This is a genomic window from Streptomyces wuyuanensis, from assembly GCF_900103455.1.
In the GTDB taxonomy this organism is placed as follows: Bacteria; Actinomycetota; Actinomycetes; order Streptomycetales; family Streptomycetaceae; genus Streptomyces; species Streptomyces wuyuanensis.
The window spans coordinates 42424-56304 of record NZ_FNHI01000017.1 but is presented as its reverse complement, the minus strand read 5'-3'; the positions used below and the strand labels follow the sequence as shown (position 1 = coordinate 56304).

General features: G+C 73.1%; 12 protein-coding genes. 6 read left to right on the top strand and 6 right to left on the bottom strand.

All coding sequences use genetic code 11. The features are described from left to right. The first annotated feature begins 127 nt into the window (after nucleotides 1-127). Nucleotides 128-1300: an acyl-CoA dehydrogenase family protein gene (locus BLT82_RS23780; protein ID WP_093658181.1), complete on the top strand. Its 1173-nt coding sequence runs from the start codon at nucleotides 128-130 to the stop codon at nucleotides 1298-1300. A 527-nt stretch (nucleotides 1301-1827) separates the two neighbouring features. Here the strand turns inward: BLT82_RS23780 and BLT82_RS23770 are convergent. Continuing rightward, the gene (locus BLT82_RS23770; protein WP_093658178.1) at nucleotides 1828-2232 is read right to left on the bottom strand and encodes a hypothetical protein; all 405 of its coding nucleotides are present in this window, start codon (nucleotides 2230-2232) and stop codon (nucleotides 1828-1830) included. Between the two features lie 204 nt (nucleotides 2233-2436). Here BLT82_RS23770 and BLT82_RS23765 point away from each other — a divergent pair, with 204 nt between their 5' ends. The 4 genes from BLT82_RS23765 (at nucleotide 2437) to fxsA (ending at nucleotide 6577) form a co-directional block, all read left to right on the top strand. Then, nucleotides 2437-2877: an Lrp/AsnC family transcriptional regulator gene (locus BLT82_RS23765; protein WP_093658177.1), complete on the top strand. Its 441-nt coding sequence runs from the start codon at nucleotides 2437-2439 to the stop codon at nucleotides 2875-2877. A 10-nt stretch (nucleotides 2878-2887) separates the two neighbouring features. After that, entirely contained in the window at nucleotides 2888-4510 is a 1623-nt protein-coding gene (locus BLT82_RS23760; protein WP_093658175.1) for an amidohydrolase, read from the top strand. A gap of 510 nt (nucleotides 4511-5020) precedes the next feature. After that, nucleotides 5021-5788, top strand: a complete 768-nt coding sequence (locus tag BLT82_RS23755) for a polyprenol monophosphomannose synthase (protein WP_093658173.1) — start codon at nucleotides 5021-5023, stop codon at nucleotides 5786-5788. Between the two features lie 213 nt (nucleotides 5789-6001). Further along, entirely contained in the window at nucleotides 6002-6577 is a 576-nt protein-coding gene (fxsA, locus tag BLT82_RS23750; protein ID WP_093658171.1) for an FxsA family membrane protein, read from the top strand. A gap of 309 nt (nucleotides 6578-6886) precedes the next feature. Here fxsA and BLT82_RS23745 read toward each other — a convergent pair whose 3' ends face one another. From BLT82_RS23745 to yczE, 4 genes are all read right to left on the bottom strand, one after another. Further along, nucleotides 6887-7261, bottom strand: coding sequence for an RNA polymerase-binding protein RbpA (locus tag BLT82_RS23745; protein WP_003959706.1), 375 nt, complete (start codon nucleotides 7259-7261; stop codon nucleotides 6887-6889). 268 nt (nucleotides 7262-7529) lie between these two features. Beyond that, entirely contained in the window at nucleotides 7530-8903 is a 1374-nt protein-coding gene (locus BLT82_RS23740) for an MFS transporter (protein WP_093658169.1), read from the bottom strand. A gap of 42 nt (nucleotides 8904-8945) precedes the next feature. Then, nucleotides 8946-9719: a glycerophosphodiester phosphodiesterase family protein gene (locus tag BLT82_RS23735; protein ID WP_093658166.1), complete on the bottom strand. Its 774-nt coding sequence runs from the start codon at nucleotides 9717-9719 to the stop codon at nucleotides 8946-8948. Further along, nucleotides 9716-10420 carry a membrane protein YczE gene (yczE, locus tag BLT82_RS23730; RefSeq protein WP_093658164.1) on the bottom strand — a complete coding sequence of 235 codons (705 nt, stop codon included), beginning with the start codon at nucleotides 10418-10420 and terminating at the stop codon, nucleotides 9716-9718. The genes BLT82_RS23735 and yczE overlap by 4 nt, the downstream gene beginning before the upstream one ends. Before the next feature lie 64 nt (nucleotides 10421-10484). Here yczE and BLT82_RS23725 point away from each other — a divergent pair, with 64 nt between their 5' ends. Continuing rightward, entirely contained in the window at nucleotides 10485-11984 is a 1500-nt protein-coding gene (locus BLT82_RS23725) for an SCO1417 family PLP biosynthesis transcription factor (RefSeq protein WP_093658162.1), read from the top strand. A gap of 178 nt (nucleotides 11985-12162) precedes the next feature. Here BLT82_RS23725 and BLT82_RS23720 read toward each other — a convergent pair whose 3' ends face one another. Next, nucleotides 12163-13860: a hypothetical protein gene (locus tag BLT82_RS23720; RefSeq protein WP_093658160.1), complete on the bottom strand. Its 1698-nt coding sequence runs from the start codon at nucleotides 13858-13860 to the stop codon at nucleotides 12163-12165. Nucleotides 13861-13881: the final 21 nt, after the last annotated feature.

Sequence of the window (13881 nt, the reverse complement as noted above, 5' to 3'; positions counted from 1 at the left end):
CACAGCCGCTGGTCAGCCACTTCCGTGATCCGGGAGGGCAGCATCGGCGCACCAGTGACATCCGGCGGCGCCGCCCAACCCTTCGCGCGCGACCGCCGCAGCGCCCGACAGGGAGGAGAGCGCCGCCATGCCCGACCGTGCCCCGCAGCCGGTGGACCGCACACTGCCCACCGAGGAGGCCAGGGATCTGATCGCCCTGGTCCGTGAGATCGTCCAGCGGGAGATCGCTCCACGCGCGGCCGAGGAGGAGGAAGCGGGCCGCTTCCCGCGCGAACTGTTCTCCCTGCTCTCCGAGTCGGGACTGCTCGGCCTTCCCTACGACTCCGAGTACGGCGGCGGCGACCAGCCGTACGAGGTCTACCTCCAGGTCCTCGAGGAATTGGCCGCGGCCCGGCTCACCGTCGGACTGGGGGTCAGCGTCCACTCGCTCGCCTGCCATGCCCTCGCCAACTACGGGACCAAGGAACAGCGCGGCGAGTACCTCGCCGCGATGCTCGGCGGCGGGCTGCTCGGCGCGTACTGCCTCTCGGAGCCGTCGTCCGGCTCGGACGCGGCTTCCCTGCGCACGAAGGCCGAGCGCGACGGCGACGACTGGGTCATCACCGGAACCAAGGCGTGGATCACCCACGGCGGTGTCGCCGACTTCTACACCGTGCTGGCCCGTTCCGGCGGCGAGGGCGCCCGTGGCATCTCGGCGTTCCTCGTGCCGGGCGACGCCGAGGGGCTGAGCGCGGCCGCGCCCGAGAAGAAGATGGGCATGAAGGGCTCGCCCACCGCCCAGCTGCACTTCGACGGCGTACGCGTCCCCGACGCCCGCCGGGTCGGCGACGAGGGGCAGGGCTTCGCGATCGCCCTGTCCGCGCTCGACTCGGGTCGCCTCGGCATCGCGGCCTGCGCGATCGGCGTGGCCCAGGCCGCCCTCGACGAGTCCCTCGACTACGCCACCGGCAGGAGGCAGTTCGGCCGCCCGATCGCCGACTTCCAGGGCCTGCGGTTCATGCTGGCGGACATGGCCACGAAGGTCGAGGCGGGGCGTGCGCTGTACCTCGCCGCCGCACGGCTGCGCGACCGGGGCCTGCCGTTCTCGAAGGAGGCGGCGATGGCCAAGCTGTTCTGCACGGACACGGCGATGCAGGTCGCCACGGATGCCGTGCAGATCCTCGGAGGCTACGGCTACACCGCGGACTTCCCGGTGGAGCGGCTGATGCGCGAGGCGAAGGTGCTGCAGATCGTCGAGGGCACCAACCAGATCCAGCGGATGGTCATCGCCCGTCACCTCGCTGGGCCAGAGTCCCGCTGACCCAGCCGGTCCGCCCGGTCCACACCGGTGCCGCCGTGAGCCGGTTCCACTCCTGGTCACGGCGGCCCGGCAGGGTACGTCCCGCACTGGCCCAGCGATGCAGCAGGTCGCGGTAGATCGGCGGATCGGGCGTATGCGGAACCGATTCTTCTTGACGTGAGGTCATCAGCCGGCGGCGGCCCTGGCCGCCCTTGGGGTGCTCCGCGGTCATGCCCGTCCAAACGGCGTCCGGCGGCGCGGGGTCACCCCCGATGCCATTCGAGCACCGGTTCGTCCTGTCACCGGGGCGTGCCGGTGCGGGCCGGCCCTCGGTGCGCGCTAGACCGCCCCGAGGTGCCCGCAGCGGTCGGCGCGGGGATGAGCGCGCGACCGGCGATGCCCGGCGGAACGCGGTGATCCTCCCGGGCATGACGTGCCGTCACATGTCCTGCGGGCAGCAGGAGATGCCGGTGGACCGGGAGGGGTGGTCCCGCACCGCGAACGGCCGTGCCGTCCTGGTGCGGGGGGAAGACGTCGGAGCCGACGGCTCAGGCGGCGCGCCGCATCGGGGGGACCTTCATGGGCCGCGAGCCCGGGCCGCCGACGTGCGAGAAGGGCTGCGTACGCCAGTCGAGTCCCTGAGGGAGCGTCAACAGCAGTGCCGTGTCCTGCTCCTGGACCTCGCGCGTGTCGTCGGCGGGGCGGGCGTCCGCCGCGGCCCGGCCGGTGCCGGCGCAGACCGCGAGCACGAACGGGTTCCACGGCGTCGGGCACAGTGCGTGCTCGGGGAGCACGTACTCGTCCGCGAGCAGCGCGATCGGCTGGGCGCAGTCCGGGCAGACGACCCGGTACATCTCGAAGGTGTCGTAGGAGTCGAGTTCGTCGTCCTCGTGAGACGCGACGGAATCAACGGGCTCCGGTTCGGGACGACCGGTGCGCTTCACACTGTGCATGGAGAATCTCCCCCTCGGGTGGGCCGACCAGGCGCTTGCGGCCTCGACCACAGCAAGCAATTCCCTCCCGGCCCCCGGGGTAACCGCGCGGCCCCGAGGGACACGGCCCCGGTGCTGTGGCGTTCGTCACACGACAGGCGCAAGTGCCCTCCCGGAGGGCGGCCGGCTGTGCCGGAAGGCACCGGGGGCAATAGGTTGACCTGCATGGAGGAGCTGGATCGTCAGATCGTCGAGTTGCTCGTCAAGGACGGGCGCATGAGCTACACCGATCTGGGCAAGGCCACGGGCCTGTCCACGTCGGCGGTGCACCAGCGCGTGCGTCGGCTCGAACAGCGGGGCGTCATCCGGGGGTACGCCGCCGTCGTCGACCCCGAGGAGGTCGGACTGCCCCTCACCGCGTTCATCTCGGTGAAACCCTTCGACCCCAGTGCCCCGGACGACATCGCCGAGCGGCTGGCCGGCGTGCCCGAGATCGAGGCCTGCCACAGCGTCGCCGGTGACGAGAACTACATCCTCAAGGTCCGCGTCGGGACCCCGTTGGAGCTGGAGGAGCTGCTCGGCCAGATCCGCTCGCTGGCCGGCGTCTCCACGCGGACGACGGTGGTGCTCTCCACCCCGTACGAGGCACGGCCGCCGCGAATCTAGGCTGTTCCCCATGAGTGAGAGCGCGACCCAGGCCGAACACCGCACCGTGCTGCTGCGCGGCGGAGAAGTCCACAGCCCCGCCGACCCCTTCGCCACGGCGATGGTCGTCGAACGCGGACACGTCGCCTGGGTCGGCTCCGAAGGGGCCGCGGACGCCTTCGCCTCGGGGGTGGACGAGGTGGTGGACCTCGACGGCGCCCTGGTGACCCCGGCCTTCGTGGACGCGCACGTCCACACGACGGCGACGGGCCTCGCGCTCACCGGACTCGACCTCTCGACCGCCGCCTCGCTGGTCGAGGCGGCGGAACGCATCCGGGAGTACGCCGCCGCCCGGCCCGCCGACCGCATCCTCATCGGACACGGCTGGGACGCCTCGCGCTGGCCCGAGCAGCGGCCGCTCGGCCGGGACGAGCTGGACCGGCTCACCGGAGGCCGTCCGCTCTACCTGACCCGGATCGACGTCCACTCCGCCCTGGTCACCACCGCGATGCTCGACCTGGTGCCCGCGGTCCGCGGCATGGGCGGCTTCCGCGACGGCGAGCCGCTCACCGGCGATGCGCACCACGCCGTGCGGGCCGCCGCCTACAGCGCGGTCTCGCCGGAGCAGCGGACCGAGGCCCAGCGCGCCGCGCTGCGGCACGCGGCGTCCCTCGGTATCGGCACCGTCCACGAGTGCGGCGGGCCCGACATCTCCTCGGAGGACGACTTCACGGCGCTGCTCAAGACGGCGGCCGAGGGGCCGGGGCCGCGTGTCGTCGGCTACTGGGCCGACACGGACGTCGAGCGGGCCCGCGCCCTCGGGGCCGCCGGAGCGGCCGGAGACCTGTTCGCGGACGGCTCGCTCGGCTCCCACACCGCCTGTCTGCACGAGCCGTACGCGGACGCCCCGCACACCGGTGCCGCCCATCTCGACGCGGCCGCCGTCGCCGCGCACGTCACCGCGTGCACCGAGGCAGGGCTGCAGGCCGGTTTCCACGCCATCGGCGACCGTGCGATCGGCAACGTGGTCGAGGGTGTGAGGGCCGCCGCGGACGCCCTCGGGCTCGCCCGGATCCGCGCCGCCCGCCACCGGGTCGAGCACGCCGAGATGCTCACCCCCGAGACGGTGGCCGCGTTCGCCGAGTTCGGTCTGACCGCCTCGGTACAGCCCGCGTTCGACGCGGCGTGGGGCGGCGACACCGGGATGTACGCGCAGCGCCTGGGCGTCGAACGGGCCCGCACCCTCAACCCGTACGCCGCGCTCCTGCGCGCCGGGGTCCCGCTGGCCTTCGGCTCGGACAGTCCGGTCACCCCCGTCGACCCGTGGGGCACCGTCAGGGCCGCGGCCTTCCACCGCACCCCCGAGCACCGGATCTCCGTGCGCGCCGCCTTCACCGCCCACACCCGCGGGGGCTGGCGTGCCGTCGGACGCGACGACGCGGGCACGCTGGTGCCCGGAGCCCCTGCGGACTACGCGGTCTGGCGCACCGGTGAGCTCGTGGTCCAGGCGCCCGACGACCGGGTCGCCCGCTGGTCCACCGACCCCCGTTCGGGCACGCCCGGCCTGCCCGATCTCACCCCCGGAAACCCGCTTCCCGAGTGCCTGCGGACCGTGGTCTTCGGACAAACGGTCTACGTACGGCCGGGCGAGTGACTTCGGGACGAGTCCTGCCGGCGTCCGCCGCCGTACGGGTTCCTCCACGACCTGCGGATCTTCGTCGCTGACCTGCTGGATCGGTCAATCGCCGCAGATCGCACGACTGTTGACAGAGTGCGCCCGTCGGCCGGTAGGTTCGGCGGGTCCACCACAGGACGTCCGACCGGCCGGCCTCCACGCAGTCGTCGAACGCCGCTGGGCCAGGGGGTGGAGCGCCGCACCGGCGCTCCGCCACTGGGAGCCAGGTCCAGCGCCCGCGCCTCGGGGCGAGGGTAGGTCACGGCCGGTGGGGGTCCCCCCTGCCCCGCAGGAGCTCGGGGGAAGGTGCGACCCGGGTGGGGCCCGGCGTTCAGTAGACAACGGCTCTCGGTCGACCCGCAGCCAGCGGTTCCCAGGCCGGCCCGAAGGACGCCGGGCCCGACCCTCCGCCCCCGCTACCGTGCCGTCGTCGCTCCGCCTGCGGCGCTCGCTATGGTGGGTCCCTGCGTACGGACGTTAAGGGGCAGCATGAACGACGGCGGTCAGAGGCGGTACGGCCCGCTCGGAAGAGCCTTGGTGATCATTCCGACCTACAACGAGGCGGAGAACATCGAGCCGATCGTCTCCCGGGTGCGCGCCGCCGTGCCGGAGGCCGACATCCTGGTCGCCGACGACAACAGCCCCGACGGCACGGGAAAGATCGCCGACGAGCTGTCGGCCGAGGACGACCAGGTCCACGTCCTGCACCGCAAGGGCAAGGAGGGCCTAGGGGCCGCCTATCTCGCGGGCTTCCGCTGGGGCGTCGACAACGGCTACGGCGTCCTGGTCGAGATGGACGCCGACGGCTCCCACCAGCCGGAGGAACTGCCCAGGCTGCTGACCGCGCTCAAGGGTGCCGACCTCGTGCTCGGCTCCCGGTGGGTGCCCGGCGGGCGCGTCGTGAACTGGCCCAAGTCGCGCGAGCTCCTCTCCCGCGGCGGCAGCACCTACTCGCGGCTGCTGCTCGGTGTGCCGATCCGCGATGTCACGGGCGGCTTCCGCGCCTTCCGCAAGGAGACCCTCGAAGGGCTGGGCCTCGACGACGTGGCCTCCCAGGGCTACTGCTTCCAGGTCGACCTCGCCCGGCGGGCCGTGGAGGCGGGGTTCCATGTCGTGGAGGTTCCGATCACCTTCGTGGAGCGTGAGCTGGGCGACTCCAAGATGAGCCGCGACATCGTCGTCGAGGCGCTGTGGCGGGTCACCGCGTGGGGGGTCGGCGCCCGCGCCGGGAAGATCATCGGGCGCAAGCCGTTCTGACGCCGGGGCCGGCCCGACGCACGATCCCGCTCCGGCCGTGTACACCGCTCCCGCTCCGGCCCCGATGCGACCGGCCGGAGCAGGCTCGGAGGCGCCGGCCTCACAGGCCGTACCGGCCCCGACGCTCGGGTCCCGTCGTGGCGCTCCCCCCTCCGGGCGGGGCTCCGGCCTGCCTTTACGCCACTCCTGCCGCCACCCAGGCACACTGGGAGCATGACGACCGGCGCAACGACACCGACCGCCCCCAAGCGCTCCCGCGCTCGCACCCTCGTTCCCGTTGGCATCGCCGCATGGCTGGTGCTGGAGATATGGCTGCTGACCGTCGTGGCCGGGGTCGCCGGCGGGTTGACCGTCTTCGCGCTGCTCGTGGCCGGCGGCGTGCTCGGCGCCGTGGTGATCAAGCGAGCCGGCCGTCGTGCCTTCCGCAATCTGTCGGAGACCATCCAGCGGCAGCAGGCGGGCACGCCCGGCGCCGAGGACGGATCGAGCAGGGGCAACGGCTTCCTGATGCTCGGCGGACTGCTCCTCATGCTGCCGGGCCTGATCTCGGACGCTGCCGGACTGCTGCTGCTCGTGCCGCCGGTCCGTACGGCCCTCGGCCGGATGACGGAGCGGTCGTTCGAGCGACGGATGCGGCAGGCGAGCCCGGGTTCGCTCGGGGACGCCTTCCAGCAGGCCCGTATCCACCGCCCGGACGGAAAGATCGTGCAGGGCGAGGTCATCCGCCAGGACGTGCCCGCGGAGCCGCGCCCCGAGCCGGGGCCCCGTCCGCCGCTGGCTCCCCGGTGACCTGACCGGGAGAGGTCGTCCCAGCCGGTGAACCCTTGGGCGGTCACGGCACGGGTCCTCACGCGCCCATGCGCGCCGTGACGCCACCGCCGTCCGGTCGCCCGCCGTGAAGGCCGGCGGCGCGCCGGCGCCTGGGGACCCGCGAGTTCGCCCACCCCGTGGGCCGGCACCGGGAAGCCGTGCTGCCGGTCGCGGCGCGGGTGCTCCACCGCGTGCCGCTCGCACGGGAGCGCACACGAAGGAGCCGCGGGCTGCGGCACACGATGTGTGTGCCGCAGCCCGCGGCTCCTTCGCTCTGTACGAGTGCGGCTACGCGGACTTCCGGCTGTCGCGCGGGTGCACCGCGATGTTCATCGCCCCGGAGCGGAGGACGGCCAGCCGCTCGGCCAGCACCTCCTCGAGCTCCTCACGCGTCCGCCGCTCCATGAGCATGTCCCAGTGCGTACGCGCGGGCTTCCCCTTCTTCTCCTCGGGGCCGTCCCCGTCCACCAGGAGTGCCTGGGCGCCGCACGCCTTGCACTCCCACTCCGGCGGAATCTCCGCCTCGACCGAGAACGGCATCTCGAAACGATGTCCGTTCTGGCATGCGTACTCCACCGCCTGGCGCGGGGCCAGATCGATGCCGCGGTCGGTCTCGTAGCTGGTCACCACGAGGCGCGTGCCGCGAAGAGCTCGCTCACTCATGAATCGTGCCTCCCGGGCTTGTCGCCCACAGGACAGGTGTCGCTGTCGTCGTCATCCGGTCAACGTCCGGTCGGCGGTAAAGATTCCCGTTGCCGGTCATGCGTCGTCGCCCGTCGTGCTGCTGCTTTTCCAGGGTTTGGGTACCCACCAGTGCCCGGTTTGTCACATCTGGCAGAAAGTGTCACCCAGCGTTTGGAGCTTTTCAGCGCGCAGTAACGGTCCGCCTGGCAGGCCAAAGGCGTACACTACCGGCCCTTCGCTTCAACGTCTAAATCCGCTCCGGTACCGGGTTCCCCGCCGCGGCCACCGCACGCCTCACCGGAACGCGCGCCAGGAGGACGAATCCGAGGGCGAAGAAGATCACCAAAGAGATGATGGCATCCCGGTAGCTCCCTGTCAGCTGGAACGTCAGACCGAACACCAGCGGTCCCAGCCAGCTCAGACCCCGGTCGCTCATCTCGTACGCGGAGAAGTACTCCGCCTCCTTGCCGTGCGGGACCAGATGGGAGAACAGCGAGCGCGACAGGGCCTGGCTGCCGCCCAGCACCAGACCGATCGCGGCGGCCAGTGCGTAGAACCACCCCGGGGTCCGTGCCGGCAGGAAGTAGCCCGCGGCGAGGATCAGCGTCCAGACGGCGAGCGAGGCGAGGATCGTGCGCTTGGCGCCGTACGAGCGGGCCAGCCGGCCCATGCCCAGCGCGCCCGCCACCGCCAGCACCTGCACGAGCAGCACCGCGGTGATCAGGGTGGTCTGGTCGAGGCCCAGCTCCTCGGATCCGTACACCGACGCCTGGGAGATCACCGTCTGCACCCCGTCGTTGTAGACGAGGTACGCCAGCAGGAACGACAGCGTCAACGGATGGCGGCGCATGTCCTTGAGCGTCGCGACCAGCTGGCGCCAGCCCGCGCCGACCGCCCCCTCGCCCGGAGCGACGCCGTCCGCGTCGGCCCGTCGGTCCCGCAGCCGGCGCAGCGGCACCAGCGCGAAGGCGCCCCACCACACACCGGCCGAGGCCAGGCAGATGCGGACCGCTTCCGACTCGGTCAGCCCGAAGGACTCGTGGCCGGTGTAGAGAACCAGGTTCAGTACGAGGACCAGCGCCCCCGAGGTGTATCCGAAGGCCCAGCCGCGCGAGGAGACCGTGTCCCGCTCCTCCGGCCCGGCGATCTGCGGCAGGTAGGCGTTGTAGAGGACCATCGAGACCGACAGCGAGGCGTTGGCGACGATCAGCAGGAACGCGCCGAGGAGATAGCGCTCCCCGTCGAGGAAGAACATCCCCGCCGTCGCCGTCGCGCCCAGATAGGCGGCGACGGCCAGCAGCGGCTTCTTGCGGCCCGTGCGGTCGGCGATGGCGCCGACCATCGGCATCACCAGCACCGCCAGCACCACCGAGACGGACACCGCGTAGGGGAACACGGAACCGGCTCGGACGGGGATGCCGAGCGGATGGACGAAACCCCCGGAGTCGGCCGCGGACTTCGCCACGGCCGTGAGATAGGGGCCGAGGAAGACCGTCAGGACGCTCGTCGAATAGACGGAGCAGGCGAAGTCGTAGAAGTACCAGCCGCGCTGCTCGCGCCGGCGCTCGGCGCGTTCCGACCCGTCGGTCCCGTCGGTCCCGTCCACGGTGTCAGCGGCCACGCCCGCCCCCCTCACTCGTCCCCGCGGGGAGACGCGCGACGCTCAGCCCCAGACCCCCCGGTCGGTCATCACCGTGCGCAGCATCTCCAGATGATCGGTCATGATGCCATCCACTCCCAGGTCCAGGAGAGCGGCCGTGCGATCCGGATCGTTCACGGTCCACACGTGCACCTGGAGGCCGCGGGCGTGGGCCTCGCGGACGAAACGGCGGTCCACCACGCGCACCCGGCCCTGCGACTCCGGGACCTGTGCGCACACCGCGCCGCGGCGCATCACCGCGGGGAACCCGAGGGAGCGCAGCCTCAGGCCGAGCACCCCGCGCACCCCGTACGAGGTCGCGAGCCGCGGGCCGGCGAGCCGGGACGCGCGCGAGACCCGGCCCTCCGAGAACGAGCCGACGCAGACCCGGTCCCAGGCGTTCGCCCGCCGTACGAGGTCGACCAGCGGCTCCAGTGCGCCCTCCGCCTTGACGTCCACGTTCCAGCGGGCCTCCGGGAACTCCTCCAGCAGGTCCTCGAAGAGCGGGAGGGGTTCCTTGCCGGCCACCCGGGCGCGCTCCACCTCGGCCCACGGCAGCCCGTCGATCCGGCCGCGGGCGTCGGTCACCCTGTCCAGCGTCGGGTCGTGGAAGGCGACGAGCCTGCCGTCCGCGGTGGTGTGCACGTCCGTCTCGAAGTAGCGGTAGCCGAGGGCGGCCGCGCGCCTGAAGGCCGCGGCCGTGTTCTCCAGGCCGTCGGCCGTGCCGCCGCGGTGGGCGAACGGTATGGGGCCGGGGTGGTCGAGATAGGGGTGCCGGGGGCGCGCTGCGGAAGTCACGAACGCAGTATCGCTCGTTCGGGTGAAGATCCGGCGACGACCGTGCTTCCTCCACCGTCGGACGGGATGGCGAACAGGCGCAGGAACAGCTGGGCCAGCGGGCCGATGGACAGCGCGTAGACGACCGTGCCGGCGCCCACCGTGCCGCCGAGGAGGAACCCGGTGGCCACGACCGCCACCTCGATGGCCGTACGGACCAGCCGGATGGAGCGTCCCGTCAGCCGGTTCAGCCCCGTCATCAGCCCGTCGCGCGGGCCGGGGCCGAAGCGGGCCGAGATGTAGAGGCCCGTGGCCGCGCCGTTGAGGACGATCCCGGCCGCCATCAGCGGGATCTGCAGGCCCAGGCCGCGCACGTCCGGCACGACGGCGAGGGTGCCGTCCATCGCGATCCCGATGACGAAGACGTTGGAGACGGTGCCGAGTCCGGGCTTCTGGCGTATCGGTATCCACAGCAGCAGCACGACGGCGCCCACGATGATCGAGACGACGCCGATGGTGAGCCCCGTCCGGCCAGCCAGTCCCTGGTGCAGCACACCCCAGGGCTCGAGGCCGAGACCCGCGCGGACCAGGAGCGCGGAGCTCGCGCCGTAGAGCGCCAGGCCGGCGTAGAGCTGCAGCAGTCTGCGGGGCAGATGCCTGCCCCGCAGACCGGACGTGATGGACAAGGTTCTGCCCCCGGTGGTGGAAGTGGACTGACGCATGACACTCTGTGGCGGGGAGAGAGATGCCAACCATGGCCAATCCGAGGAAGGTGGACTGACTTCCATGGCTCAGTGGACTTCGGCCGTGGGGGCGCCCGCGCTGGCCCGGCAACTGCAGGCACAGCAGCCGCGCCCGGCGGGCCCCGGCACCCGCAGACCGCCCGCCTACCGCGCCCTCGCGGACGGAATCCGGCTGCTCGTCCTGGAGGGCCGGGTGCCCGTCGCCGCCCGGCTGCCCGCCGAGCGCGAACTCGCGCTGGCCCTGGCCGTCAGCCGCACCACCGTGGCGGCCGCGTACGAAGCCCTGCGGAACGAGGGCTTCCTGGAGTCCCGCAGAGGGGCCGGCAGCTGGACGGCGGTGCCCGCGGGCAACCCGCTGCCCGCGCGCGGCCTCGAACCGCTGCCGCCGGAGTCCCTCGGCTCGATGATCGACCTCGGCTGCGCGGCGCTGCCGGCGCCCGAGCCCTGGCTGACCCGGAGCATCCAGGGCGCGCTGGAGGAACTCCCGCCGTACGCGCACACCCACGGCGACTACCCGGCCGGACTGCCGGCGCTGCGCCGGACGCTCGCCGACCGGTACACCGAGCGAGGCATCCCGACGATGCCCGAGCAGATCATGGTGACCACCGGCGCCATGGGGGCCATCGACGCGATCTGCCACCTCTTCGCGGGACGGGGGGAGCGCATCGCGGTCGAGTCGCCTTCCTACGCCAACATCCTCCAGCTGATGCGCGAGGCCGGAGCCCGGCTGGTGCCCGTCGCCATGGCCGAGGGGCTGAAGGGCTGGGACCTGCCCCGCTGGCGGCAGGTGCTGCGCGACGCCGCCCCACGGCTCGCCTACGTCGTCGCCGACTTCCACAACCCCACGGGGGCGCTCGCGGACGAGGACCAGCGACGGCAGCTCGTGGACGCGGCCCGGTCCGCCGGCACCGTACTCCTCGTGGACGAGACGATGTCCGAACTGTGCCTCGACGACGAGACCGACATGCCCAGGCCGGTCTGCGCCTTCGACCCGGCGGGCTCGACCGTCCTGACGGTCGGCTCGGCGAGCAAGGCCTTCTGGGCGGGCATGCGGATCGGCTGGGTCCGGGCCGCCCCGGACGTGATCCGCTCCCTCGTCGCCGCGCGCGCCTATGCCGACCTGGGTACCCCGGTACTGGAGCAGCTGGGGGTCAACTGGCTGATGGGGACCGGCGGTTGGGACGAGGCGGTGGCGCTGCGGCGTCAGCAGGCCCGCCGCAACCGGGACGAGATGGTGCCGGCGCTGCGCCGGGAACTGCCGGACTGGGAGTTCGAGGTCCCGCACGGGGGCCTGACGCTGTGGGTCCGGGCGGGCGGTCTGTCGGGATCCCGGCTCGCGGAGGTCGGCGAACGCGTGGGCGTACGCGTCCCCTCCGGGCCGCGGTTCGGTGTCGACGGTGCCTTCGAGGGGTACGTCCGGCTGCCGTTCACCGTCGGCGGCCCGGTCGCCGAGGAGGCGGCGGCGCGGCTGGCGGCCGCGGCCCGGCTGGTGAGGACGGGCGTGACCACCGGCACGGAGGCGCCGAGGACGTTCGTGGCGTGACGGTGCTCGTGGTGCGAGGGCGGGGGAGTCGTCACCGGTGCGGGGCCCGCGGCGTCCGTGTGACCCGGGCCGTCGAGGAAGGCCCGGCGGCCCCGGGACGGGCATCGCCGGGCCCGCTCGGCGCGTCGGCGGGTCTGCGGCGTGAGCGGGTTCCCGGCAGAGCCGGTCCGAGGCCGGGTCAGCCCTCCGCCGGCACCGGTGCCGAACCCGCCCGGACGGGCGCACTGGCCACCGGTTCGGGGACGGGCCCCGTCGGCCGTTCGCCGGCGGGACCGGCCGGGACCTCCTCGCGCGGCCCGGTCAGCGCCGTGTCGCCGGGACCCGCCGGCTCGGCCGCCGGCTGCTCCTGCGGCGCGCCCGCCTCCCCGGTGGCCTGCCGCTCCGGAAGCAGCTCCATTACCGCCTGCCGGTGCGCCTCGCTCGCCGCGTCGTCGTACGGGTCGGGCGTCGCGGGCACCTGGAGCCTGAGCACCGCTCCCGTCCCCATGCGCGCATAGCCCCGGCCGGGCGGCACATCGGAGGTGGGCGTCGTGTGCGGCGGAGCGCCGAGCACGCTCTTCACCTGCTCCGGCGTGGCCGGGCCGAGCACGACTCGGGCACGGGTGTGCGTCCGCACCGTCTCGTTCAGGAACTCGAGGCTGTCGAACTGGTCGGCGACGACCACGGTCACGTGCGCCGCCCGGCCGTGCCTGAGCGGCACCTGAAGCAGCTGCTGGGGGTCGGGCCTGCCGTCCGCGGCGGCGAGATGGCTGAAGACACTGGGCCGGTCCACGAGGATGCACAGCGGACGCCGGGCGTCGTCGGGGGCGGAGTGACCCGCCTGCCGCGCCCGGTTGGCGGCGATGAGCCGGCGCTCCGTCTCGTGGGCCGCCCACTCCAGGCCGGCCAGGGCCCCGGCGAGTCCGCACTCGACGGCGAGGACGCCGTCGCGGCCCGTCAGGCAGGCGTACTCGCCGGTGCCGCTGCCCTCCACGATCAGCACGTCGCCGTGCGTCAGCGCCTGCAGGGCGAGGGAGCGCAGCAGGGAGGTGGTGCCGCTGCCGGGGTGGCCGACGGCCAGCAGATGCGGTTCGGTCGAGCGCGGGCCGGTCCGCCACATCACGGGCGGCGCGTCCCGCGTCGCGTCGCCGTCGAGGACGGGCACGGTCCGCTGGACGGCGTCGGGGTCGGTGAAGCCGACGACCAGTTCTCCGGGTGCGGTGACGAAGCGCTGGGCGGCGATGGTGGTCGGGAGCGCGGGCAGGACGCTCATCAGCAGCTGGTTGGCCTCCTCGTCCCAGGAGAAGAGGTATTCGCGGCCCCGGCCCGACTTCGCGTGCAGCAACTGCTCGATCCGGGCGCGGGCCTCGGCCTCGCCGTCGGGGAAGTACGCCGGGTACTTCACACGCAACCGGGTCAGCCGCCCGTCCCCGTCGAACTCGTGGTCGCTGAACGCCTTCGCCCACTCCCCGCCGTGGGCGAAGAGCGGACTCGGATCCTCCGGGACGGAGAAGTACGGCACCAGGGCGTCGTGGAGCGCCTGGAGCCGCGCGATCTGCGAGTCGTCGGGGCCGGTGCGCACCGGCGTGCGCACCCGTCCCTTCCACCCCGCCACTCCCATGAGGCCGATCAGCCCGAGCAGCGGTCCGTACGGGGCGAGTGCGACCGCCAGCACGCAGACCGCCGCCAGGAACAGCGCGGGGCCACGCTTGTCCTTGGGAGTGTCGGCCCACTTGCGCAGTCCGGCGGCGGCCAGCAGCCGTAGCCCGCGGCTGATCGTGATGAGCGGATGGAGGACGTCGGTGGCGTTGTCGGCGGCCGTCCGCGCGAGTTCTCGGCTGCGAGCGATCCGGTCGTTGCCGCTGCTCGGAATGCGGGGGAGTGGTCGCCGGGCCACGTGGTTCTCCTGCTCCTCGAG